This is a genomic window from Sneathiella chungangensis (assembly GCF_009882935.1).
GTDB classification, from domain to species: domain Bacteria; phylum Pseudomonadota; class Alphaproteobacteria; order Sneathiellales; family Sneathiellaceae; genus Sneathiella; species Sneathiella chungangensis.
In genome coordinates this window covers 361286-386468 of the sequence record NZ_WTVA01000002.1, presented here as the reverse complement: position 1 = coordinate 386468, position 25183 = coordinate 361286, and the positions used below count along the sequence as shown (strand labels likewise).

The following is a 25183-nucleotide window of genomic DNA, read 5'->3' as shown; positions in this document are numbered from 1 at the left end:
GCCTCGCGCCGACGCTTGGGCTATATCTTGAGCCCATGGAAGACAGGTTTGACATTGGCAGCTTCGATGAAACCGGCGCGACGTCAGCGCCGGCAGATTTTGGCTATCTCGACGGACTAAACGACGGGCAGCGCGCGGCGGTCGAGGCGCTCGACGGCCCGGTACTCGTGCTCGCGGGCGCAGGCACGGGAAAGACTCGTGTGCTTATTTCCCGCCTTGCCCATATCCTCAATCTTCGGAATGTGCGGCCCTGGGAAATCCTCGCGGTGACCTTCACCAACAAGGCCGCCGCCGAGATGCAGGAACGAACAGCGAATATCATTGGGCCGCAAGCCGTCGAGATCAAGCTTGGGACTTTTCACTCGATCGGCGTCTGGCTCCTGCGCCGCCATGCCGAACTGATCGGCATTGACCGGAATTTCACTATTCTTGATACTGACGACCAGCTCCGCCTCCTCAAACAGATCATGACCGAAGAGGGGATAGACCAGAAGCGATGGCCACCACGGGGCCTTGCTGCGATCATCGATCGGTGGAAGGACAAGGGCCTGCGCGCCGATCAGGTTCAGGGTGCAAACAGTTCCGATTTTGCCCATGGCAAGGCGGCGGCACTCTATGCACTCTACCAGGAACGCCTTTCCGCGCAGAATGCTTGCGATTTCGGGGATCTGTTGCTCCATGTCCTGACGCTCTTCCAGCGGAACCCGGATATCCTCTCGCTTTATCAGAACCGCTTCAAATACATCCTTGTCGATGAATATCAGGATACCAACGTCGCGCAGTACCTTCTGCTGCGCCTGCTCGCCCAGACCCATCGCAACATCTGCTGCGTTGGCGATGATGATCAGTCAATCTATGGCTGGCGCGGGGCAGAAGTCGGGAATATCCTCAAATTCGAGGATGATTTTCCGGGTGCCAGGGTTATCCGGCTGGAACGGAACTACCGCTCCACCTCGCATATTCTGGGCGCGGCTTCCGGCCTGATCGCACATAACGAAAGCCGCCTTGGCAAGACCCTCTTTACAGAAGGAAATGACGGCGAGCTGGTTGTTCTCAACGGACTATGGGATGGCCAGAATGAAGCCCGCTGGATCGCCGATGAGATCGAGAATATGCAGCGCAAAGGCAAGAGCCTGCAGGATATGGCGATTCTGGTCCGCGCGAGTTTCCAGACCCGCGATTTTGAAGAATGCTTCCTCAGCATGGGCATCAAATACCGCGTGATCGGCGGCCTCCGCTTTTACGAACGGCGGGAAATCCGCGACGTGCTGGCCTATCTCCGCGTCATAAACCAGCCGGAGGATGATCTGGCGTTCGAACGGATTTACAACCTGCCCAAGCGCGGTCTTGGGGAGAAGGCACTTGAAAAACTCCGGGAGGTTGGCCGGGCGGAAAATCTCTCCCTTTCCCGCGCGGCCAAACTGGCAGTGGAAAAGGGCCTGTTCAAGGGCAAGCCACTTGCCGCGCTGAAGGATTTGATGACCTGCTTCGATGACTGGCGGGCACAAAAGGACCTAATCCCACCGGATGAGCTGGTCGAGGCGGTTCTCGAAGACAGCGGCTATTTCGAGATGTGGCGACAGGACAAATCCCTGGAAGCAGAGGGTAAGCGCGAGAACCTGAAAGAACTGATCCCGGCGGTCGGCGAATATGAAAGCCTCGCGCAGTTTCTTGAGCATGTTTCGCTGGTGATGGAGAATAACGCGGACAATAGCAGCGATATGGTCAGCCTGATGACCCTGCATTCCGCCAAAGGCCTCGAATATGACGTGGTGTTCCTGCCCGGATGGGAGGAAGGCCTCTTTCCCCATCAGCGGGCGCTCGATGAAAACGGGCTGAAGGCATTGGAGGAAGAACGCCGACTCGCCTATGTCGGCATCACCCGCGCGAAGGAACGGTGCTATATCAGCCACGCCAGTAACCGGCGAATTCACGGACAATGGCAATCCTCCCTGCCGAGCCGTTTCATCGATGAGCTGCCGCGTGAGCATATCGCCGATCAATCCGAACAGGGCCTCTACAACACGACACGCCGGAGCGAGGGGTTTTCCCATACTAGTTGGCGCAACCCGGACAGCTCCCATCTCGCGGAAGTTCTGGATAACCGCGCGCGCGCCAATGAAAAGCTCATCGATAACAGCACGAAGCCGGTCGTCAAAGCTGCCGATGAGGATGGTTTAGCCGTCGGCAGCCGGATATTCCACCAAAAATTCGGCTATGGCCGGATTGTCCGGAAGGACGGGCCCAAACTTGAAATCGCCTTTGAAAAGGCCGGGGTGAAGAAAGTGATGGAAAATTTTGTCCAGGCAGCCTGAACCGGCCCTTTGGCAGCTCTCTTTCACCCTTCCCTTGAAGCAGGCCGATGACATCGCCGCGGACTTCGAGGAGGATGCCCTGACAATATCGACGCAGGAAGCCGTCAGTGATGGCTCTCGCTGGCGCCTCGATATTCTTTTTGATCAGGAGCCGGCGGCTGCTCTGCTTGACCGGATTCCCTCCGGTACCGACTTTGAACTTGCGCCTCTTGCGCAAAAGGACTGGGTGAGCGAAAGCCAGAAAATGTTGCCGCCCGTCGATGCGGGACGTTTTTATATTCATGGCTCGCATGATCAGCCGCATCCCGCGACTTCCCGACACAATCTCCTGATAGACGCCGGAGCGGCCTTCGGTACAGGACTGCATGAGACAACATTCGGTTGTCTGATGGCCCTCCATGACTTGCGGAAATGGAAATCGGTGAAAAACCCGCTCGATCTTGGATGCGGATCGGGGGTTTTGGCTCTCGCCATTGCCAAGGCCTGGTCCAAACCAGTCATCGCGAGCGACATTGACCCGGCGGCAGTTTCCGTAAGCCTGGATAACGCGAAGAGAAATAATCTGGCGCCGCTGATCACGGCGGTGCAGGCGAGCGGGCTCAACAGCCGGAAGCTGAAGGAAAATGCGCCCTATGACCTGATCGTGGCAAATATCCTGGCCTGGCCGCTTGTGCGGATGGCGCCGGATATCAGCGCCGCACTCACAGCGAACGGCACGCTGATCCTGTCGGGACTATTGGGAACCCGGGATGTGATGGTAAGAAACGCCTATTTGCAACAGGGACTTATACTGAAACGGCGTTATCGTATCGGCAGTTGGAACGCACTCGTTCTCGGCCGATAGAGAGTTTTGCAGCCGGCCCGCCCACAATATGGGGAGGCGAAGACGAGCCGGCTGCGAACGATCAGACCGCTTTGCGGTGATCGTTTATGTTACTCGGCTGGGCGAGATTGTCATTGGCCCGGCCTTTACGCCCACTGTGAATGGCGGCGTCAATTTCGCCCCGGGTCAGGCCGATGTCGGCCAGCTCACGGGAATTCATCGCCATAAGATGGACATATGCCGCACGGGCTTTCTGGGCCTCGACGAACTTCTCGGCAAGCGTTTTCCAGAAACCCTTGCTCTGCACTTCGGACACTTCCTTGGACCCTACAACGGCTTGTTCGATTTCAGACCGCGAAATCCCGATATCCTGCAACTCGCGATCGCTCATGGCGTAAAGGGCATCCTTTGCCGCCGCGATTTCGCGATTCTTGAGATATTTCCCGACAACCGCCTGATAAAGATCTGACAGTTTTTTTGTCATGTACTCGCTCCTCAACTTCCGGGCATGGTTGATATAGGCTTGCGTATCCAAATGAAGACTATTGGCATTGACTGGCTCAATCATCGCCAGCGCTTCAATCTCTTTCTTGCTGTAGCTAATCATCTTACTACTCCTTCAATTCCCTCATTCCGCCCCTCAAGGCGGTCATTACCGCTTGTTCGTTTTGTTCGTCAGGCCGAAGCTGTTTTCATTGACAGCGTCGCCCAAAATTCCGTTGCCGTATCTGACGGCTTTACCGATGGGGCTTTTTTCAAGATCCACCACCACGATATTCTCCTCATTGGCAAGGCGTATGCGCTTTCGCAGCGATTGCAACAGCGTTGAAAGGCCGAAATGGCGATTGACAGATGCCGGATCAAACCGAGCCCCCATCAAAGGACCATACTGCAACTGCAATGCATCACCGTATTTTGCGTTTCTCGCGAACATTATACTTTCCTTACCAAGCGTTCTTGATGACGAATATATTGCACTGCATGCATTAAAAAACAATGACTTACATCACACTTTTGCCCGCAAAGATCGAAAAGGTGCCCTGCAAAAAACGCATGGCTTACGTTGCACTTATGCTAAAAAAGCGCCATATTTCTCTTTAGAAACTCTATATTTAATAGAGTTTGCCTCATTTCAGGACGCGCTGATGACCCTTGCAGAATTAGAACAACTCACGGCCACATTGCCGCCAAATGTTAATAGCGACGAGACTGTCGCGCTTTTGCGTGCTGCGGCTGCTGCGCCGCCCCGCAATGACGAGGATATTCTTCTTCATCAGCTGTTCCCCGACCTGACCGAGGATCAGTTCGCAAATCTGCTGTCGATACGAGATGACTTTCGCCGGGAGATTCGATCGATCGTTCTGAACCCTTCCGCATCGCGAGACCGACTAGCGAAGTTACGGGCGGAAATGGCCCACGAGCATATTGACGGATTTATCGTCCCGCTTAATGACGAATTCCATGGGGAGGCGGCGCCGGCCGCGGCCGAACGCCTTAAATGGCTGACCGGTTTCACGGGATCTGCGGGCGTCGCGGCGGTTCTCAAAGAGAAAGCCGCGATATTTGTCGATGGCCGCTATACCCTGCAGGTCCGAAATGAGGTTGATACCGACCTTTTCCAACCCTGCCACGTCTCCGAAGAGCCGATGAGCGCATGGCTTGCCGAGAATATGTCCAGCGGCGACGTTCTCGCCGTCGATCCCTGGCTGCATACCGAATCTGCTATGTCGTCTCTCAGAAAATCCGCCAATGATGCCGGTATCGAGCTGAAATCGATCAAGGAAAATCTGATCGACAAGGCCTGGCAAGACCAGCCGCCGCGACCCCTCGCACTCGTCCAGCCGCATCCTGAGGAATTCACAGGCGAGAGTTCCGCGAGCAAACGCAGTCGCATCGCCGGAAGTCTCGCCGCACGACAAACCGACGCAGTCGTGCATACCCTGCCCGATGTCATTGCCTGGCTGCTGAATATCCGGGGCGCCGATCTTCCCTGCACCCCCTTCGCGCTTGGTTTCGCCATTACCCACCAGGATGGCCGGGTGGAACTCTTCATGGAAGAACGGAAATTTGCGGCGAACCTCCGCGAACACCTTGGCAATATGGTAGAGGTGAAGGCGCCCGCGGAATTTGAATCGGCCCTTGCCGCGCTCAAAAACAAGACCGTGCAGATCGACCCCGCAGTCACCAGCCAGTATATCGTCGATCGCCTGACCGAGGCAGGGGCGAAGATCACCCGCGCGGACGACCCCTGCCTTTTGCCAAAGGCAACCAAGAATTCCGTTGAAATCGAGGGATCGAGACGCGCCCATATCCGCGATGGCGCGGCGGTCGCAAAATTCCTCCATTGGCTGTCAGAAAACGGGCCGTCGGGAACCCTGGACGAGCTGTCAGCGGAAGCAAAGCTCAGATCTTTCCGGGAGAGCGGTGAGAATTTCCGCGACCTCAGTTTCAACACCATCTCCGGCTCCGGCCCGAATGGCGCGATCGTCCATTACCGCGCCAGCGAAGCGTCAAACCGCCCGCTTGGACCCGGCTCTCTTTATCTTGTGGACAGTGGCGCGCAGTATCTGGACGGCACCACCGATATCACGCGGACCGTCGCCATTGGCGAGCCGAGTGAGGAAATGCGCCACCGCTTTACGCTGGTTCTAAAAGGGCATATCGCGCTCGCCACGGCCGTCTTCCCGAAAGGCACGACAGGAAGCCAGCTCGACACGCTCGCCCGCGCGCCGCTTTGGTCCGCCGGTCTCGACTACGACCATGGCACCGGCCATGGCGTTGGCAGTTATCTCTCCGTCCATGAAGGGCCGCAAAGAATTTCGAAGATGCCAAGTACAGTGGCGCTGGCGCCCGGAATGATCCTGTCCAATGAACCCGGATATTACAAGACCGGCGCCTATGGCATCAGGATAGAGAATCTGGTGACCGTCCGCGAAGTTATCCCGCCGCAAGGGTCGGAGCGGGTGATTTACGGCTTCGAAACGCTGACCTTCGCGCCGATCGACAAGACGCTTGTGGAAAAAAGCCTGATGAGCGATACGGAAATTGCCTGGCTCAACGGTTATCATTTCGCCGTGCGCGAGAAGCTGTCGCCGCTTTTGAAGGGGTCGGCTCTCGACTGGCTGCAACAGGCGACGTCGCCGCTTTGACCCTCAGCCGCCGATGAGATCGAGCCATTCCCGCTCGTTCAGAACGGTCACGCCAAGTTCGGTCGCCTTCTTGAGTTTCGATCCGGCGCTGGCGCCGGCCACCAGATAATCCGTCTTGGCGGACACCGAGCCGCTGACCTTGGCGCCGAGCCCTTCGGCTTTCGCTTTCATTTCCTGCCGGGTCATCAGCTCGAGCGTGCCGGTGAATACGACAGTTTTTCCGGCAACGCTGCTATCCTGCGCCGGCGCTTCGAAATCAGTTACCGTGATTTCCGCGAGAAGATCATCCAGTATTCGCTGGTTCTGCTCTTCCTGGAAAAATTCCGTTACGGCATCCGCAACCGCCGCGCCGATGCCGTCGATGTTCAATAGTTCCGCATAGGCGTCGCCGGATTTATCACCCGTCACCGACAGGCTTTCACGCAGGCTCGCAAAGCTGAGGTAATTTCGCGCAAGGAGGCGGGCATTTCCCTGGCCGATATGACGGATACCGAGCGCATAGATAAAGCGATCCAGCGGGATCTCACGCCGGTCATTGATCGCCGCGAACAGATTACTCGTCGCTTTTTCGCCAAATCCTTCCCGGTTTTTAATCCGTTGCAGGTTTCCGGGCGCTTTATCCCTTTTCTCCAACGTGAAAATATCCGCAGGGTTCCGGATCAGGCCGTCCTCATAAAAGGCTTCGATCAGCTTCGCGCCCAACCCCTCGATGTCAAAGGCATTGCGGGAAACGAAATGCTTTAACCGCTCTACGGCCTGCGCACGGCAGATCAAGCCACCGGTGCACCGACGGACGGCATCTTCCTTGCCGGAAGTTTCATTCAATTCCTTGACGGCATGGCTTCCGCAGACGGGGCAGGTTTTCGGGAAATCATACGGTGTGCTGTCTTTCGGGCGTTTTTCTAGAACCACCTCGACGACTTGCGGGATGACATCGCCCGCCCGCTGGATGACAACGGTGTCACCGATACGAATGTCCTTCCGGCGGATTTCATCCTCGTTATGCAAGGTCGCATTGGACACGACAACCCCGCCAACCGTAACCGGATGCAGCCGGGCGACCGGGGTCAGCGCGCCTGTGCGGCCCACCTGGATTTCAATATCCTCGATCACCGTCGTCGCCCGTTCCGCGGGGAATTTATGGGCGATGGCCCAGCGCGGACTACGGCTTACAAACCCAAGCCGCTCCTGCCAGTCGAGCTTGTTGACCTTGAAGACAACGCCATCAATGTCATAGTCGAGCGTCGCTCTCAACTCCTCGATCTTGCGATAGGCATCAATCGCCTCTTCCATGTTCGCGCAGACCCGCGACAAAGGGTTCACGGTGAAACCCCAGTCCCTGAACGCTGAAAGTACCTCGGCCTGTGTCGCGCCGGGAATTTCAGAAGCCTCTCCCCAGGCGTAGGCAAAGAACCGCAGGTTTCGGGAGGCCGTCACGGAATGGTCCAGCTGGCGCAAGCTGCCCGCCGCCGCGTTCCTGGGATTTGCGAAAATCTTGCCGCCGCTTGCTGCCTGCGACTCATTGAGCGCGAGAAAATCCGTCTTCGACATATAAACTTCGCCGCGAATCTCGAATACATCCGGGGCCCGCCCGTTGGACTCGTTGATTTTCAGCGGCAGATCGGTCACGCCTCGCAAATTCGCGGTAATATCCTCCCCTTCCTGCCCATCGCCTCGGGTCGCGCCCTGGATGAATTTTCCTTTCTCGTAGCGAAGGCTCGCAGACAGTCCGTCGATCTTTGGTTCCGCAAAGAAAGCCACTTCTTCATCCAGACCAAGCCCAAGGAAACGGCGGATTCGCCCTTCAAATTCCCGTAGCTCGTCATTGCTGAACGCATTGTCGAGGGACAGCATCGGCACCCGATGCCGCACCTTTCCAAATCCCTTTGACGGCGTCACCCCGACACTTTGCGACGGGCTCTCCGGCGAGATCAGATCGGGAAATCGCGCCTCAATCGCCAGGAGACGCTGGCGAAGGCTGTCATACTCGGCGTCCGATACAACGGGGGCGTCTTCCGTGTAATAAGCGACGTCATGGGCCTTAATCGCGTCGACCAGCTTTTCATGCTCGGCCCGCGCATCTTCCGCCGTCAAATCCTTTACATCCACCATCACCAGTTATCCTTCGATAAGGCTAAGCGCCGCCGCTCTTGCTTCCTCGGTAATACTCGCGCCCGAGAGCATGCGTGCAATTTCCTCAGTTCGCGCGGCCGGATCAAGCCGGTCGACGGATGTAACCGTCGCCGCACCGACTTCAGATTTCCGGATATTCCAATGCGCCTCGCCAGCCGCCGCGACCTGCGGGGAATGCGTGACGACGAGGACTTGCAAATCCTCGGCAAGGCGGCGAAGCCTTTCCCCCACGGCGTCCGCCGTCGCCCCACCGACACCGCGATCGACTTCATCGAAAATCAGGGTCGGCGCCGATCCCGAGCGCGCCAACACCACCTTGAGCGCCAGCATGAAACGCGAAAGCTCGCCGCCCGAGGCAATCTTTATCAGCGGACCCGCCGAACTTCCGGGATTGGTGGCAACCAGAAACGCAACCTTGTTCATACCGGATGCTCCCCAGTTCTCGGGGGGAAGATCGGCCACTTCCGTCGTGAAACGGGCGGCACCGAGCTTGAGCGGCTCCAACTCCTCCATCACCGCCCGATCCATCTGCGCTGCAGCAGTCCGCCGCTTCTCGCCAAGCGCCGCGGCGGCCGCCGCATATCTTTCCCGGGCCGCGGCGGCGGCGGCGCGAAGGACACCGATCTCCCGATCCCCCTCCTCCACCGCCAGAAGCCGGGCTGCAAAGCTCTCGAGCAGGCGGGGAAGGTCGGCGACCTCGCATTTATGCTTGCGGGCTGCCGCCCGGAGCGCGAAGAGCCGCTCTTCGACTGCTTCAAGTCCCGCCGGATCCATCTCCAGATCCCCGGAAACGGAATTGATCACGCTCTGGGCCTCGGCCATTTCGATTGCCGCCCGTTCAAGGCTTTCAAGGACCGGATCAAGCTTGCCCGCCGCTTTCTCGATGACGCGTTCCACCGCACGGGTTGCCGTCCGAATCCGGTTTTCAACACCGCCGTTATCACTGAGCGCCTTTTCCGCATCGCGCAGGGCTTCGGCAATTTTCTCGGCATGCATCAGGTTGGAACGTGCCACGGCGAGCGCCTCCTCCTCGTCTTCCTGCGGCGCAAGCTCCGTCAGTTCCTCGACGACATGCCGGAGATATTCCTCGTCAATCCGCGCCTGTTCCACGTCGCGCAGAGCGTCATTCAGTTTTTTCTCCGCAGCCTGCAAATCATTGAAGAGGCCGCCGATTGCCGCGACCTCCGGCTCCAGCCGTCCGTATTGATCGAGCAGGGTACGATGGCCTCTGGCGTCGAGCAATCCGCGCTCCGCATTCTGCCCGTGAATTTCGACGAGCAACTCACCGACGCTGCGAAGTAGGCCGGCGCTCACCGCCTGGTCATTGATGCTGGCCCGGCTCCGCCCGTCAGAGGTCAACGTCCGCCGCAAGATAAGCGGCTCTCCACTTTCCACGTCGATATCTTGCAGGAGATCAAACACGGGATGCACGCGCGGCAGGTTGAAAGTGGCCGTGACGGATCCCTGCTCCTCTCCGGCACGGACAAGTCCGGCGTCGGCGCGAACACCAAGCGCCAGAGCAAGGCTGTCAAGCAGGATCGATTTGCCAGCGCCCGTCTCTCCTGTGAGCACGCAAAGCCCCTTTTCAAAGGCAATATCCAGCTTGTCGATCAAAACGATATTGCGGATGGAGAGTTTTTCCAGCATCTCGGATCAGCGCGTCAAAACACGGTTTTCCAGATTTTGACCATCCAGGAATCCTCATCAACTTCCGGCTTGAGATAATTCGCATCGAGAAGTGCGTAGGAATCCTGGTACCATTCGCTGCCCGGAAAATTGTAGCCGAGAACCGCCGCCGCCGTCTGCGCCTCCTCCGTGATACCAAGCATAAGATAGGCTTCGGTCAACCGGTGCAGAGCTTCCGGCACATGGGTCGTTGTCTGATATTCCTCGACGACAATGCGGAATCGATTGATGGCGCCGATCAGGTATTTCTGTTTGAGGTAATAACGCCCCACCGCCATTTCCTTTCCGGCGAGATGATCCCGGGTAAGGTCAATCTTTAGGCGGGCATCCTGTGCGTATTCCGTGTTGGGAAAGCGCCGGACAAGATTCTGCAGGGCATCAAGCGCCTGTCGGGTCACCTTCTGGTCCCGCTCAACACCGGTGATCTGTTCGTAATAGGAGATCGCGACGAGATAATAGGCGTAGGCCACATCCTTGTTTCCCGGATGCAGTTCGATAAAGCGCTCGGCCGCGAGAATCGCCTGATCATACTCGTTGCTTTGGTAATAGGCGAAGGCGGACATGATCTGAGCCTTTGTCGACCAGACGGAATAGGGATGCTGACGCTCCACCTCATCAAAACCGCGCGCCGCCTCGATGTAATTTTCACTGTTCAGGTCAGCCAGCGCCTGATTATACAATTCCTCCACCGGGCGTTCGACATAGGCGTCCTGTTCGCTTGAGCTGCACCCGGCGATCGCCACGAACAGAAAGAGGCCGAGCATGGCCCTCGCAAAGCTCAAATATAAATTATGATGCAACTTGTTCCTCTTGGCCCATAGCCGACAAAATTCAGAAGCAGCGGCATTTTATCCAATCAGAAGGCCAAGGGGAAGTTATGGTTTCAGTTTTCTTTGCAGGGGGCGCCCGCCCGCCAAAATCCGCGCGCGATGCCCGGGTTAGGTAAGTAAATTTCAGATTTAATATTTTGGCGGAGTAATAAAAAATTTTCCTTCTCGTTTGAGCGATAAATTTTTTTTATCGAAATATTGTTAGATTTTATGTATTTTCTTTTTCTGTTTGTGTGTGTTATATTACCTATAAGGGTGGAGCCGCGGTTCGATTTTCTCCTATAACAATCTAAAAAAATGTCTCGAATTATCGACGACGCCCTCGTTAGTAAAACAACTAGAAAAATAATTTTGTAGTTAAAGAAAGGTACCAAACAGCAATGGGCAAAGTCGCGAAAAGAGTCGATGATCACGTCGGCGAACGGATTCGTGAAAGAAGAACCATGATGGGATTAACTCAGGAGCATCTTGCAAAAGCTCTGGATATTTCCTATCAGCAGGTTCAGAAATACGAAACGGGAGCCAACCGGGTAAGCGCGGGCAGGCTATATGAAATAGCGAAGCGTCTTGAAGTGGATGTCGCATATTTCTTTGAAAATCTGGAGCCGTCGACGACCAGTATTCCGCTTGAGCATGGCGGAAAAAACCGTTCGACCATAGAACTCGTTCGCAATTATAGCGAGATTGACGAACCGGGTGTCAGATCTGCGGTAAGTGGCCTGATAAAGAGCCTCGCTGGCAAGGAACGGCGGCGCAAGTCCGCCTAACGGATAATTTGAAATGTATGAAGGCGCGGAATGGACGTTCCGCGCCTCTCTTTGTGCCTCTGGATTTAATTCAGCGCCTAATTGTGCGCCCGCTGGCGGATTAATCCGTTACCGGCGCCGCCGCTTTCTTCGCCGGCCAGTTCGCGCCGCCGACGTTACCTATGCGGACAGGTGCCTCGGTTGTGTAGCACCAGGCATCCTTGTCAGAAAGAAAAGTATGCAAAAGCTTATTATTCAATGCATGCCCTGAGCGAAATCCGTAGAATTCACCAATAATCGGTGCGCCCGCCAAATAAAGGTCGCCAACGGCATCAAGCGCCTTGTGACGGACAAATTCGTCGTCATAGCGCAGTCCCTCTTCGTTCAGGATATCCGAACCGCTCAACACGATGGCATTTTCAAGCGATCCGCCCTTGGCGAGACCAAGTTTTTTAAGCTGCTCGAAATCACCGAGAAAACCGAATGTCCGCGCCCGGGCAAGCTCGTTCTTGAAAGTGCCGTTACGCAGATTGAAACTGCAGTTTTGATTGCCGATCCGAGGGTTATCGAAATCGATCTCGAAGGCAACCGAGATATTATCTGCCGGAGACAAGGCCGCTTTCGCCGCGCCCTCGCTTACTTCCACTTCCTTCAAGACCTTGATATAGCGGCGCGGGGCATCCTGCTCCACCATGTCCGCACATTCGATCAGGAACACGAATGGAGCGGCGGAGCCATCCATCACCGGAACTTCCGGTCCGTCAAGCTCAACAACAACATTATCAATGCCGCAACCGGAAAGCGCGGCCATCAGATGCTCGACAGTGGCGACTTTCACGCCCGCGTCATTCTCGACCGTCGTACACATCATAAGGTCGGACACGGCGTTGTAATGCGCCGGAATAACCGCCACATCCGGATCAACATCGGTGCGCTTGAAAACAATGCCGCTGTTCACCGGAGCCGGGATCAATTTCATATTGATCCGGTTGCCGCCATGCAGGCCAACGCCGGTGCAGCTTATACTGTTACGCAATGTTTTCTGAAAAACGACCATTTTCCGCCACTTTTGTTACTGTTACGAATTTTGCATCGTGAATGTACGAAAGGCGATACGTCCACACAAATCAAACATTGTTACCAATTATTACTGCGCTGCACAAAATCATGGTAAATGGCGGTCGTCACAGAGTCCCGTAGAGCCGGTCGCCCGCATCGCCAAGGCCGGGAACGATATAAGCCTTTTCGTTCAACTTCTCATCCAGTGCGGCGACATAGACATTGACCGACGGATGTTTTTCAAGCATGACCTGCACCCCTTCCGGCGCCGCAACCAACGCCATGAAGCGGATATTCTCCGCGGCTACATTATGGTCGAGCAAGACATCCACCCCGGCAGCCGCGGAATAACCGGTCGCCAGCATAGGATCGACAAGGATGAAGAGGCGGTCGTCCGCCGTCGGGAGCTTCCTGAGATATTCGACCGGCCGTTTTGTTTCCGGATCCCTATACATGCCGATATGCCCAACGCGCGCCGACGGCATCAATTCGAGCAATCCATCCGCCATCCCGAGGCCGGCCCGCAAGATTGGTACGATGGCGGTTTTCTTGCCAGCCAGCACCGATGCTTCCATCGGACAGATCGGCGTCTCGATCTTCTCGTGGACCATCGGCAGGTTCCGGGTGATTTCATATCCCATCAGAAGGGCAATTTCCTTGAGCAACTGGCGGAAGGTCTTGGTTGAAGTTTTCTTGTTCCGCATATGGCTGAGCTTATGGACGATAAGCGGGTGATCGAGAATATGCAGATTCGGAAATCGCGGATCATAAGCCATGATTGGGATGCCCTTGCGCTGTTGTGCATTGAAAGTTTCGGCCTGACCATATCCGACTTCGATTTTAAAATCACTATTCCGTGCGCCAAAAAAGGCGATAATTTCTAGCGACAGTAAAATTTCCCTCCTATACTTTAAGGAAGACGATCATAAAACTTGACCAATCGGTCAGATTTTGTTTTGGATTTCAAGTCTCCCACTTGTTCTTTAATGGGAAGGGCGAGCGGGATTTTCATAGGGAGTGACTGACATGATGAAGAAATTTGCCTTAGGGCTCGTCGCAACCGCGGCCGTGGCGCTCAGCGGCCTTGCCAACGCTGCCGATTTCAATCCCGCGATTGTCTTCGATATGGGCGGTAAGTTCGACAAGTCCTTTAACGAAGCGGCCTATAACGGCATCGAGAAATTCAAGAAAGAGACCGGCATCGACTATATGGAGTTTGAGGTCACGCAGGTTTCCCAGCGCGAACAGGCCACACAGCGCATGGCCAAAAAAGGTGCCGACATTGTTATCGCCATGGGATTTGCACAGGCCGCGGCCGTTGAAAAGGCAGCTAAGGCCAATCCCGACACCAAATTCACCCTGATCGATATGGTCGTCGATCTGCCGAACGTCCAGTCCATCGTTTTCCGTGAAGAACAGGGCTCCTTCCTCGTCGGTGTGGCGGCAGCCATGGCCAGCAAGAGCGGCAAAGTCGGCTTCATCGGCGGCATGGATATTCCGCTGATCCGGAAATTTGCCCTCGGTTACAAGGAAGGCGTTTTATATGCAAATCCGAAGGCTGAAGTGATCGAGAATATGACGGGCACGACGCCGGCGGCTTGGAACGATCCGACGAAAGGAAGCGAACTTGCGAAGAGCCAGTTTGACCGCGGCGCGGATGTCGTATTTGCTGCGGCCGGAGGTACGGGCCTCGGCGTTCTGCAAACCGCCGCAGATGAGAAGAAACTCGCGATCGGCGTTGACAGCAACCAGGACTACCTGCACCCCGGTACGATGCTGACCTCCATGCTCAAGCGGGTGGATGTCGCCGTATATAACGCCCTGATGTCGGCGAAAGACGGCACCTGGAAGCCTGGCATTCAGGTCCTCGGCCTCAAGGAAGATGGCGTCGGCTTCTCTGTCGATGAATGGAACAAGGGCGTTCTTACGGATGATATGATTGCGGCAATGGAAAAGGCGAAGGCTGACATCATTGAGGGCAAAATCAAGGTCACGAACTATATGGATCAGTAAGTCTGACCATCATGTCGGAACAAGCTCCGGCGCTGGAGCTGCGCCGTGTGAATAAAAGCTTCGGACCGGTCCACGCCAACAGGGATATTTCCCTGTCCGTGGACCGGGGAAGCATTCACGGCATTGTCGGCGAAAACGGCGCCGGAAAATCAACATTGATGAGTATCGTCTACGGCTTTTACGAGGCCGATAGCGGCGAGATATTCGTCAAAGGCGATCGCTGTGATATCGAGAATCCGCAAAGCTCGATCAAGGCCGGGATCGGCATGGTGCATCAGCATTTCATGCTGGTCGATACCTTCACCGTCCTTGAGAATATCATTCTCGGCGTCGAGGGAGGGTTTCGTCTGGCGGACGGAATGACAGCGGCGCGGAAGGAACTGATCCGCCTTGAAAAGGAATATGCGCTTGAAGTGAATGTCGATGCGATTGTCGGTGACTTGCCGGTTGGCCTCCGTCAGCGCGTCGAAATTCTGAAAGCCCTGTATCGGGGCGCGGAAATCCTCATTCTCGATGAACCGACAGGCGTCCTGACACCGCAGGAGGCGGACCATCTTTTCCGCATCCTGGATACCCTCCGCGAGCAAGGAAAAACGGTCATTTTGATTACCCACAAACTCCGCGAGATCATGGCGATTACGGACAATGTGTCGGTCATGCGGCGCGGGGAAATGGTCGCTCACCTGAAAACGAGCGAAACCAGTCAGGCGGCACTGGCGGAACTGATGGTTGGCCGTTCCGTCCTTCTGCAGGTCGAGAAAGAGCCAGCCGCACCGAAGGATACTCTCGTCTCGATTCACGGCCTGAACTATCTGGATGCGGACGATGTCCCGCGTCTTAAAGACATCAATCTCGACATCAGGGCCGGTGAGATACTCGGTATCGCCGGCGTTTCGGGCAACGGCCAGTCGGAACTTCTGGAAGTCCTTGGCGGCATTCTCACGCCCACGTCAGGCAGCATTCGTTTCAAAGATCAGGAACTTGTCGGCAGCAAGGCCTTCACGGCCCGAAACCTCCGGAAAATAGGCCTCGGCCATGTACCGGAGGACCGTCACCGCGCCGGGCTGGTTCTTTCTTTCAGCGCCAACGAATGCGCAATCCTGGGCTACCATGACAAACCGGAATTCAACAAGGGTCTCCGCCTCGACCGCAGAGCAATTGTCGAGACCTGCGAGGCCTATATCAAAAAATACGATGTTCGCCCCCCCGACCCGTATCTGACAGCATCCGGATTTTCGGGCGGCAATCAGCAAAAGCTTGTGCTGGCGAGAGAGATGGAGCAGAACCCCGACGTCCTGCTGGTGGGCCAGCCGACGCGGGGCGTGGATATCGGCGCCATTGAATTTATCCATAACCAGCTCATCAAAATGCGGGATGCGGGCAAGGCTATTCTGGTCGTGTCTGTTGAGATCGAAGAGGTTATGTCCATCGCCGATCGTATCGCGGTGATGTTCGATGGCGAGATCGTCGGCGAAATAGCAGCATCAGAGGCGACGGAAACCCGCCTCGGCCTGATGATGGCGGGCGTACGCGAAAATGCGCGCAATAAGAAGGCGGCGGGCTGATGACGCAAGAGAAGGTAAGATTCGGCGCGCCCCTTAAAATCCCCGGCTGGGTAAATTATGCGCTGATTCCCCTGGTCAATCTCGTCGCGGCGTTCGTGCTCTCTGGCATCGTCATCCTGATTGTCGGCGACGACCCGCTGGAAGCGTTGAAAGTTCTTCTCTACGGTGCTTTCGGCTATCCCGAAGCCATCGGCTACACGCTTTATTATACAACGAACTTTATCTTCACCGGCCTCGCCGTCGCGATCGCCTTTCACTGCGGCCTGTTCAACATCGGCGCGGAGGGACAGGCGGCACTTGGCGGGATCGGCGTCGGTCTTATCTGTCTTTACCTTGACGGATTGCCGTTCTGGATGATTATTCCGCTCGCGATCATCGCCGCCGCAGTTTTCGGGGCGGCCTGGGCCTATATTCCCGCCTATCTTCAGGCAAAGCGCGGCAGTCATATCGTGATCACGACGATCATGTTCAATTTCATCGCGGCGTCTCTCCTCACCTATTTGCTGGTCGAGGTCGTGATCGATCCGAACGGACAATCCCCGGAGAGCCGGCGGTTTATCGAAACCACCTGGCTGCCCTATTTCCATGATTTCCTGGCCATGCCGGAAACGCCGCTTAATCTCTCCTTTATTTATGCGCTCGCGCTAAGCGCCGGGTTCTATTTCCTTGTCTGGCAGACAAGGTGGGGCTACGAGATCCGGGTCGTCGGGCAAAATGAAACGGCGGCGCGCTATGCCGGTATTTCCCCCGCGAAAAACATTATCCTCGCCATGATGATTTCGGGCGCGCTGGCGGGGTTCGTCGGTATAAATGAAATTCAGGGTGTGCAGCATCGCCTGATCCTCGACTTTACCGGCGGATATGGTTTTGTCGGAATCGCCGTCGCGCTGATGGGCCGCAACCATCCCATCGGCATTTTTCTTGCGGCCCTCCTTTTCGGGGCTCTCTATCAGGGTGGTTCGGAACTGGCCTTCGAGATGAAGTCGATCAACAAGGAAATGGTGATCGTCATTCAGGGACTGATCATTCTCTTCTCCGGCGCGCTTGAACATATGTTCCGCCCGAAGATCGAGGCTGCCTATCGCCGCATTGCCCCACGCCGGCCGGTGGAGGCGAGCTGATGGAAACCTTCCATATTATCGTGCTGCTTCTTGACGCGACCTTCCGCGTGGCGACGCCGCTAGTGCTGGCCGCACTCGCCGGGATGTTTTCCGAACGCTCCGGCGTCGTCGATATCGGCCTTGAAGGCAAGATGCTCGGCGCGGCATTCGCGGCGGCGGCGGTTGCGGCCCTGTCCGGCTCCGCCTGGGTCGGGCTTGGCGCCGGAATCATTACATCAATCGCATTATCCATGCTGCATGCCTATGCCTGCGTCACCCATAAAGGCAACCAGGTGGTCTCGGGCATGGCGATCAATATTGTTGTCGCCGGGCTTGCCCCGACGCTGGGCTATGCCTGGTTCCGTATGGGCGGCCAGACACCACCGCTCAGCGGCGATGCGCGGTTCCGCTCGCTCACCCTGCCCTTTGCAGAAACCATGCGTGACGTCCCCATCGTCGGCTATATCTATGCGGAACTGATATCCGGCCATAACATCATCGTCTATATGGCGGCCGCGGCGGTTCCGATCTGCGCCTGGATACTTTACAAGACCCGATTCGGGCTTCGCGTCCGCGCCGTCGGCGAAAATCCCCATGCCGTGGATACCGCCGGGATCACTGTTGATCTGCTCCGCTACAAGGCACTCGCCGTGACAGGCCTGCTGTGCGGCATTGCCGGCTCCTACCTTTCGACGGCCCATGGCGCCGGTTTTATCCGCGACATGACGGCCGGCAAGGGGTATCTGGCCCTCGCCGCGCTCATCTTCGGGAAATGGCGTCCGGTACCAACCTTGTTCGCCTGCCTTTTGTTTGCCTTTACCGATGCCGTGCAGGCACGCCTGCAGGGGGTGGAACTGCCGGTCGTCGGCGTCATTCCGGTTCAGTTTATCCAAGCGCTGCCCTATATATTGACGGTATTGCTGCTCGCCGGATTTGTCGGCAAGGCGAATCCACCAAAAGCCATCGGCGAGCCCTATATTAAGGAAAGATGATGACACTTGATCCGCACAAGGCCGCTGATTTCGTAAAAAAGGCAGCGCCGGGCTTTACCCCTCGCGTTGGTATCGTGCTGGGTTCCGGCCTTGGCGACCTCGCCGAGAAAATTGAAATGGTCGCAAGCATCGATTACGAAACAATCCCGGACTTTCCCCGTTCCTCTGTGGAAGGGCATGCGGGGCGACTCATTCTCGGACGACTGGGCGGCATGGCCGTCGCCTGCATGCAGGGGCGTGTGCATTATTACGAAGGGGTAAATCCGCAGGATCTGGCCCTGCCGATCCGGATGCTGAAACTGCTTGGCATTGAAATTCTGCTCCTCACCAATGCGGCGGGGAGTTTCAAAAAGAAAATGGGGCCGGGCAGCCTGATGATGATCAAGGATCATATCAACTTCACGGCCCTGAATCCTTTGGTGGGTGCAAATGATGATGAATTCGGACCGCGCTTTTTCTCGATGGAGGATGCCTATGATCCCACCTTGCGCCAGCATCTCGCGGCGGTCGCCAAGGAACTCGGCATCACATTGCATGAAGGCGTCTATCTGCATTACCTCGGACCCAATTTCGAAACTCCGGCGGAGATCAGGGCCTTTAAAACCTTGGGGCCGGACGCGGTAGGTATGTCGACGACGCCGGAGGTGCTCGTCGCCCGGCATTGCGGCCTGCGCGTCGCCGCGATTTCCAACATTACTAATCTGGCCGCCGGCATGAGCAAGACCCAGCTCAGCCACGAACAAACACTCGAATGCGCGAAAATTGCGGCGGCGGATCTTGAAAGTCTGGTTATCGTCTTTTTGGAAACCCTGAAACGCGAACTTTTGAAAGCTCACATCCGGAGTACGGAAAATGGCGTCAATTAGCCCCCTGAAGCCGGCCCCAGAAGGCCATGCGCGCAATCCCGGCATGCCGCTCGATCTCGATGCGCTGGACCGGATCCGCGTGAATTTAAGCGCGGTTGAACGCCGCGCGGCCACCCTGGGCGGCCGCCGCACCGTCAAGAAGGAGACGCAAGCCGCCTGGCTGCTGAAAGCCGTCACCTGTATCGACCTGACAACTTTGAGCGGTGATGACACGGCGGGTCGGGTCAAGCGACTTTGCGCCAAGGCCCGTCAGCCGGTGCGCGCCGATCTTCTTGACGCTATGGGGATGGGAGATCGCCGCATCACCACCGGCGCGGTTTGCGTCTATCACAGCATGGTGGAAACCGCAGTCGAGGCCTTGAAGGGCACAAATATTCCTGTTGCCGCCGTCTCGACCGGATTTCCAGCCGGGCTCAGCCCATTTGATTTGCGCGTGAAAGAGATTGAAGCCTCTGTTGCGGCAGGCGCAGAGGAAATCGATATCGTCATCACTCGCGGTCATGTGCTGACCGGCAACTGGCAGGCGCTCTATGACGAAGTGAAGACTTTTCGCGCCGCATCCGGGGACGCGCATATGAAGGCCATCCTTGGCACTGGCGACATCGTCACCCTTCGCAATGTGGCCAAGGCCAGCATGGTCGCCATGATGGCCGGCGCGGATTTCATCAAAACCTCGACGGGGAAGGAGAGCGTGAACGCGACCCTGCCGGTGACCCTCGTCATGGTCCGCATGATCCGCGAATATCTTGAAATGACGGGGCACAAGGTCGGCTACAAGCCTGCGGGCGGGATCAGCACCGCGAAAGACGTGCTCGCGTATCAGATCATGATGAAGGAGGAACTCGGACATGACTGGTTGCAATCCGATCTCTTCCGCATTGGCGCTTCCAGCCTCTTGGGCGATATCGAGCGCCAGCTGGAGCATTTCGTTACCGGCCGTTATTCCGCCGATTTCCGTCATCCGATGGCGTGAGGAAAGACAATGAGCATTGCCGAAAAATTTGACAGCATGAATTATGGTCCCGCCCCGGAAAGTTGTGAGGCGGCGCTTCAATGGATTGCCGCGCGACAGGGCAAGTTCGATCATTTCATCGATGGCGACTGGACCAAGCCGCAGTCCAAAAAATGGTTCGAGAGCCGCAATCCGGCAACGGGCGAGCCTCTGGCCAAGATCGCCGCGGGAAATACAAAGGATGTCGATGCTGCTGTTGCGGCGGCGCGCAAGGCGCAAAAGGGATGGAGCGCCCTCGGCGGTCCGGCCCGCGCGCGCTTTCTCTATGCCCTCGCCCGCGCGATCCAGCGCAATGCCCGGCTGCTTGCCGTGCTGGAGACGCTGGATAATGGAAAGCCTGTGCGTGAAACGCGGGATATTGATATCCCGCTCGTCGCCCGGCATTTCTACCACCACGCCGGATGGGCGCAATTGCAGGAGCAGGAATTCGCAGAGTTTGAGCCCATGGGCGTCATCGGTCAGATTATTCCCTGGAACTTCCCGCTCCTCATGCTCGCATGGAAAATAGCGTCCGCCATTGCGGCCGGAAACACGGTTATTCTGAAGCCCGCGGAATATACGTCTCTCACCGCTCTATGTTTTGCCGAAATCTGCAAGGATGTCGGGCTTCCCGCTGGCGTCGTCAATATCGTGACGGGTGACGGCAAGACCGGGGAAGCCCTGGTCAAACATCCCGATATCGACAAGATCGCCTTCACCGGTTCCACCGACGTGGGCCGCCGCATTCGAAGCGTGACGGCAGGGAGCGGCAAGCATCTCACGCTCGAGCTTGGCGGAAAGTCCCCCTTTATCGTGTTCGAGGATGCGGATCTCGACAGTGCCGTCGAAGGCGTTGTCGACGCCATCTGGTTCAATCAGGGGCAGGTCTGCTGCGCCGGATCTCGCCTGCTGCTGCAGGAGGGCATCGCGGAGAGAATGATCGCCAAGCTCCAAAAAAGGATGGAGACGTTGCGCGTTGGCGACCCCCTCGATAAATCCATCGACATGGGCGCCATCGTCGATCCGGTGCAACTGGAAACGATAACATCACTCGTCGGCAAAGGGGCGGAGGAAGGCGGCATTGTCTGGCAACCGGAATGCAAGTTGCCAACGGCAGGATGCTTCTATCCGCCGACGTTAATCAGCAATGTCGCTCCGGCGGCGACGGTCGCGCAGGCGGAGATTTTCGGCCCCGTTATCGTCTCCATGACCTTCCGCACACCGGATGAAGCTGTCGCCATCGCCAATAACACCCGCTATGGACTGGCCGCCTCGGTCTGGAGCGAGAATATCAATCTCGCCCTCGATATCGCGCCAAAGCTCGATTGCGGCGTCGTATGGATCAACTCGACCAACCAGTTCGACGCCGCCTGTGGTTTTGGCGGAAACCGCGAATCCGGCTATGGACGAGAAGGCGGTCATGAAGGCATGATGGAGGTCTTGAAGCCGAATTTCCTCTCGAAACTGCAACTTTCCAAAGATGCGGAGAAGACGCCGGAGCGCAAGAGCGCAAGCACCTCGTCACTCGCCCATGTTGACCGAACAGCGAAACTATATATCGGCGGCAAGCAGGCGCGGCCGGATTCCGGTTACAGCCTTCCCGTTTTCTCAGCAAAGGGTGAAAAAATCGGCGACGTCGGCGACGGCAACCGCAAGGATGTCCGCAACGCCGTTGAAGCCGCGCGAAAAGCGACCGGCTGGACCAAGGCGAGCAGCCATAACAGGGCACAGGTTCTCTATTATCTCGCAGAAAATCTGGACATCCGGAAAGCCGAGTTCGCGGAACGCCTCCGCCAGACAACCGGCGTCAGCGCCAAGAAAGCCGTTGATGAAGTCGAGGCAACGATCCAGAGACTGTTTTCCTATGGCGCCTGGACGGACAAATATGAAAGCGCGGTCCATTCCCCACCGATGCGTGGGGTCACTCTTGCCATGAAGGAGCCCATCGGGACAATTGGCATGGTCTGCCCGGATGAAAGCCCGCTCCTCTCCATGATTTCGCTCGCGGCCCCTGCCCTAGCCATGGGCAACCGCATTGTGCTGATCGCCTCGGAACGGCATCCGCTCTCCGCGACCGATTTCTATCAGGTACTGGAAACTTCGGATGTCCCGGCGGGAGCTTTCAATATCATAACCGGCCCGCGGGACAGCCTTACCAAAACACTCGCCGAGCATGATGACGTTAAATCCGTCTGGTATTTCGGCCCTCAAACCGGCGGTAAGCTCGTTGAGGCCGCCTCAACAGGCAATATGAAACGGACCTGGGTGAACAACGGCAGGGCGCGAAACTGGTTCGACGTGACCCAGGGCGAAGGCCGGGAATTCCTGCGCCAGGCCACGCAAATCAAAAACATCTGGATACCTTATGGCGACTAAACCGGAAAAATTCTTCCCCCAGGAAATTATTCGCAAAAAGCGCGATGGCTCGGCCTTGAGTGAGGCCGAAATCCTTTTTCTGGTAAGGGGTCTCACGGATAATTCGATTTCGGAGGGGCAGATCGCCGCCTTCGCCATGGCCGTCTTCTTTCAGGGCATGACCATGGATGAACGGGTGGCACTTACCCGCGCCATGGTCAAATCCGGCCATGTGATGGACTGGTCGAAAGCCGATCTTGGCCGACCGGTTGTTGACAAGCATTCCACCGGCGGCGTTGGTGATAAGGTCAGCCTGATGCTGGCGCCGATCGTTGCCGCCTGCGGCGGGGCGGTGCCGATGATTTCCGGGCGCGGCCTCGGCCATACCGGCGGCACCCTCGACAAGCTCGACAGTGTGCCCGGCTATAACACGGCCCCAGACCCGACTCTCTTGACGAAGACCGTCAAGCATATCGGATGCGCCATCATCGGCCAGACGGATGACCTTGCGCCTGCGGATAAACGCTTCTACGCCATCCGTGACGTGACAGCGACGGTTGAGTCCATCCCGCTTATCACTGCGTCGATCCTTTCGAAGAAGCTGGCGGCCGGGCTGGATGCACTGGTGATGGATGTGAAATTCGGCTCCGGCGCGTTCAAGGAGAACTATGGCGACGCAACCGAACTCGCCCGCAGCATCGTCGCGGTCGCCAACGGCGCCGGACTGCCGACAACGGCGCTTCTGACGGATATGAATGAAGTTCTCGGCAAAACGGCAGGAAACGCTATAGAAGTGTGCGAAACAATAGATTTCCTGATGGGCGAAAATGTCGAACCGCGGCTCCTGGAAGTGGTTTCCGCCCTCGCCGCCGAAATGCTGGTCATCGCGGGGATTGCCGACGAAGTGACGGCTCCGCTCGCCGTTAAAGGCGCCCTGACCAGCGGTACGGCAGCCGAAAAGTTCGCCCAGATGATTGCCGCCCTCGGGGGCCCCAAGGATCTTATGACGAATATGGACAGGCATCTTCCCCTTGCCCCTGTTCGACGTGACGTCATCGCACCGAAGCGCGGCTATATTGGCGCGATAAATGTGCGTGAGATGGGTGTCGCCGTCATGGATCTCGGCGGCGGCAGGCATGTAGCATCGGATACCATTGATTATGGTGTCGGCCTTGCTGATATTGCCGGGCTTGGCGCCAAGCTTGGACCGAGAAGCCCGATCGCGACCATTATTGCCCGGAATGACGCAGATGCAGACCGCGCGGAGCGGAGAATTCTGGACGCGATCACCATTTCGGAGGAACCGCCGAGCCTCTCAGCGCCAGTTCGTCACCGCCTCACAAAGGGGGATATATAGATGCGGGCAATCCTCATTGTTCTTGACAGCTTCGGTCTCGGCGCCGCGCGGGACGCGGATGTTTTCGGCGATGTCGGCGCGGATACCTTTGGCCATATTCTGGAAGCGGCGGCCCTGGGCCGCGCGGATGCGGCGGGACGCTCGGGACCGCTGAATTTACCAAACCTCAGGAGCCTCGGGCTTTTCGCCGCCCATGACGAATATCACGGCAAACCGGGGGATCGCAGAAGCTATACCGGGCTTTACGGGATCGCACAGGAGCGAAGCAAGGGCAAGGACACCCCATCCGGTCATTGGGAAATGGCGGGCGTGCCCGTCATGTTCGATTGGGGATATTTTCCGAGAACCATTCCCTGTTTCCCGAAGGACCTGACGGACGCGCTGATCGATCGCGGCAATCTCCCCGGTATTCTTGGCAATTGCCATGCCTCCGGCACGGAAATCATCGAACGGCTGGGCGTCGAGCATATGGAAAGTGGCAAGCCCATCCTCTACACCTCCGCCGATAGCGTCCTTCAGATCGCGGCCCATGAAGAAACCTTCGGGCTGGACCGGCTTTATGCGCTGTGTGACGTCTCCCGGGGCCTCGTCGATCCACTGGGCATCGGACGCGTTATCGCCCGCCCCTTTATCGGCACGGCGGGACAGTTTACCCGCACGGCCAACCGCAAGGACCTTGCCGTTCCCCCGCCGGAACCCACGCTGCTTGATCAACTGACCGCCGCCGGTCGCCAGGTGATTTCAATCGGCAAAATCGGGGATATCTTTGCGCATCAGGGAACAGGTGAAATCGTCAAGGCGGCCGGGAATATGGCCCTGACGGATGCCACCATCGACGCCATCGCGCGCGCAGAGGATGGCAGCCTTGTATTCACTAATCTGGTGGATTTCGATCAGTCCTACGGCCATCGGCGCGATGTCGCCGGATATGCCAGGGCACTTGAGGAATTCGATGCGCGCCTACCCGATTTGATGGCCAGGCTTAAGGATGGTGATATCGTGATACTGAGCGCCGATCATGGCTGTGACCCCACATGGGAGGGCACGGACCACACAAGAGAAGTGGTGCCGATAATCGCTTTCGGGCCGGGCATCCCGGGCGGCCCCATCGGGGAGCGGGACAGTTTTGCCGATATCGGCCAGTCGATCACCAGTCATCTTGGCCTGCCGCCTCTGGCACATGGTAAGAGTTTTTTGGGCTAG

20 protein-coding genes are annotated in these 25183 nt (G+C 57.0%); 13 read left to right on the top strand and 7 right to left on the bottom strand.

What is annotated here, in order from left to right; all coding sequences use genetic code 11:
* Positions 1 to 35 precede the first annotated feature (35 nt).
* Together GQF03_RS06730 and GQF03_RS06725 are read left to right on the top strand one after the other, a co-directional pair.
* Complete coding sequence (locus GQF03_RS06730) at positions 36 to 2315, top strand: ATP-dependent helicase (protein WP_161338441.1); 2280 nt, start codon at positions 36 to 38, stop codon at positions 2313 to 2315.
* Positions 2299 to 3159 carry a 50S ribosomal protein L11 methyltransferase gene (locus GQF03_RS06725; protein WP_161338440.1) on the top strand — a complete coding sequence of 287 codons (861 nt, stop codon included), beginning with the start codon at positions 2299 to 2301 and terminating at the stop codon, positions 3157 to 3159. Before GQF03_RS06730 ends, GQF03_RS06725 begins: the two co-directional genes overlap by 17 nt.
* Before the next feature lie 61 nt (positions 3160 to 3220).
* Here the strand turns inward: GQF03_RS06725 and GQF03_RS06720 are convergent, their stop codons facing one another.
* Together GQF03_RS06720 and GQF03_RS06715 are read right to left on the bottom strand one after the other, a co-directional pair.
* Positions 3221 to 3745: a DUF1127 domain-containing protein gene (locus tag GQF03_RS06720; RefSeq protein WP_161338439.1), complete on the bottom strand. Its 525-nt coding sequence runs from the start codon at positions 3743 to 3745 to the stop codon at positions 3221 to 3223.
* 45 nt (positions 3746 to 3790) lie between these two features.
* On the bottom strand, positions 3791 to 4072 hold the full coding sequence (locus GQF03_RS06715; protein ID WP_161338438.1) for a hypothetical protein: 282 nt from the start codon (positions 4070 to 4072) through the stop codon (positions 3791 to 3793).
* 211 nt (positions 4073 to 4283) lie between these two features.
* Between GQF03_RS06715 and GQF03_RS06710 the strand changes: the two genes are divergently transcribed.
* Positions 4284 to 6287, top strand: coding sequence for an aminopeptidase P family protein (locus GQF03_RS06710; protein WP_161338437.1), 2004 nt, complete (start codon positions 4284 to 4286; stop codon positions 6285 to 6287).
* 3 nt (positions 6288 to 6290) lie between these two features.
* On the opposite strand, the gene ligA is transcribed toward GQF03_RS06710, so the two are convergent.
* The 3 genes from ligA to GQF03_RS06695 are packed head-to-tail and all read right to left on the bottom strand — an operon-like array spanning position 6291 to position 10870.
* Positions 6291 to 8399 carry an NAD-dependent DNA ligase LigA gene (gene ligA, locus GQF03_RS06705; RefSeq protein ID WP_161338436.1) on the bottom strand — a complete coding sequence of 703 codons (2109 nt, stop codon included), beginning with the start codon at positions 8397 to 8399 and terminating at the stop codon, positions 6291 to 6293.
* Between the two features lie 6 nt (positions 8400 to 8405).
* A complete protein-coding gene (gene recN / locus GQF03_RS06700; RefSeq protein WP_161338435.1) occupies positions 8406 to 10067 on the bottom strand; it encodes a DNA repair protein RecN in 1662 nt (553 codons plus the stop codon).
* Positions 10068 to 10081: 14 nt separating this feature from the next.
* Positions 10082 to 10870 (bottom strand): outer membrane protein assembly factor BamD, encoded by a 789-nt coding sequence (locus GQF03_RS06695; protein WP_161338514.1) that lies wholly within the window; start codon positions 10868 to 10870, stop codon positions 10082 to 10084.
* A gap of 446 nt (positions 10871 to 11316) precedes the next feature.
* Between GQF03_RS06695 and GQF03_RS06690 the strand changes: the two genes are divergently transcribed.
* Positions 11317 to 11703, top strand: coding sequence for a helix-turn-helix domain-containing protein (locus GQF03_RS06690; RefSeq protein ID WP_161338434.1), 387 nt, complete (start codon positions 11317 to 11319; stop codon positions 11701 to 11703).
* A 100-nt stretch (positions 11704 to 11803) separates the two neighbouring features.
* Here GQF03_RS06690 and lpxC read toward each other — a convergent pair whose 3' ends face one another.
* Positions 11804 to 12718, bottom strand: coding sequence for a UDP-3-O-acyl-N-acetylglucosamine deacetylase (gene lpxC, locus GQF03_RS06685; protein ID WP_206376371.1), 915 nt, complete (start codon positions 12716 to 12718; stop codon positions 11804 to 11806).
* A 148-nt stretch (positions 12719 to 12866) separates the two neighbouring features.
* Positions 12867 to 13517 carry a uracil phosphoribosyltransferase gene (upp, locus tag GQF03_RS06680; protein ID WP_161338432.1) on the bottom strand — a complete coding sequence of 217 codons (651 nt, stop codon included), beginning with the start codon at positions 13515 to 13517 and terminating at the stop codon, positions 12867 to 12869.
* 253 nt (positions 13518 to 13770) lie between these two features.
* Here upp and GQF03_RS06675 point away from each other — a divergent pair, with 253 nt between their 5' ends.
* From GQF03_RS06675 to GQF03_RS06635, 9 genes are read left to right on the top strand one after another with little or no spacing between them, the layout of a single operon-like run.
* Positions 13771 to 14754: a BMP family lipoprotein gene (locus tag GQF03_RS06675; protein ID WP_161338513.1), complete on the top strand. Its 984-nt coding sequence runs from the start codon at positions 13771 to 13773 to the stop codon at positions 14752 to 14754.
* Between the two features lie 11 nt (positions 14755 to 14765).
* Positions 14766 to 16319: an ABC transporter ATP-binding protein gene (locus GQF03_RS06670; protein WP_161338431.1), complete on the top strand. Its 1554-nt coding sequence runs from the start codon at positions 14766 to 14768 to the stop codon at positions 16317 to 16319.
* Positions 16319 to 17440 carry an ABC transporter permease gene (locus GQF03_RS06665; protein WP_161338430.1) on the top strand — a complete coding sequence of 374 codons (1122 nt, stop codon included), beginning with the start codon at positions 16319 to 16321 and terminating at the stop codon, positions 17438 to 17440. The genes GQF03_RS06670 and GQF03_RS06665 overlap by 1 nt, the downstream gene beginning before the upstream one ends.
* Complete coding sequence (locus GQF03_RS06660; RefSeq protein WP_161338429.1) at positions 17440 to 18411, top strand: ABC transporter permease; 972 nt, start codon at positions 17440 to 17442, stop codon at positions 18409 to 18411. The genes GQF03_RS06665 and GQF03_RS06660 overlap by 1 nt, the downstream gene beginning before the upstream one ends.
* Positions 18411 to 19277: a purine-nucleoside phosphorylase gene (locus GQF03_RS06655; protein WP_161338512.1), complete on the top strand. Its 867-nt coding sequence runs from the start codon at positions 18411 to 18413 to the stop codon at positions 19275 to 19277. Before GQF03_RS06660 ends, GQF03_RS06655 begins: the two co-directional genes overlap by 1 nt.
* The gene (gene deoC, locus GQF03_RS06650) at positions 19264 to 20250 is read left to right on the top strand and encodes a deoxyribose-phosphate aldolase (RefSeq protein ID WP_161338428.1); all 987 of its coding nucleotides are present in this window, start codon (positions 19264 to 19266) and stop codon (positions 20248 to 20250) included. Before GQF03_RS06655 ends, deoC begins: the two co-directional genes overlap by 14 nt.
* Positions 20251 to 20259: 9 nt before the next feature.
* Positions 20260 to 22644: an aldehyde dehydrogenase family protein gene (locus GQF03_RS06645; RefSeq protein ID WP_161338427.1), complete on the top strand. Its 2385-nt coding sequence runs from the start codon at positions 20260 to 20262 to the stop codon at positions 22642 to 22644.
* Positions 22634 to 23980: a thymidine phosphorylase gene (gene deoA / locus GQF03_RS06640; protein WP_161338426.1), complete on the top strand. Its 1347-nt coding sequence runs from the start codon at positions 22634 to 22636 to the stop codon at positions 23978 to 23980. Before GQF03_RS06645 ends, deoA begins: the two co-directional genes overlap by 11 nt.
* A complete protein-coding gene (locus GQF03_RS06635) occupies positions 23981 to 25183 on the top strand; it encodes a phosphopentomutase (RefSeq protein WP_161338425.1) in 1203 nt (400 codons plus the stop codon).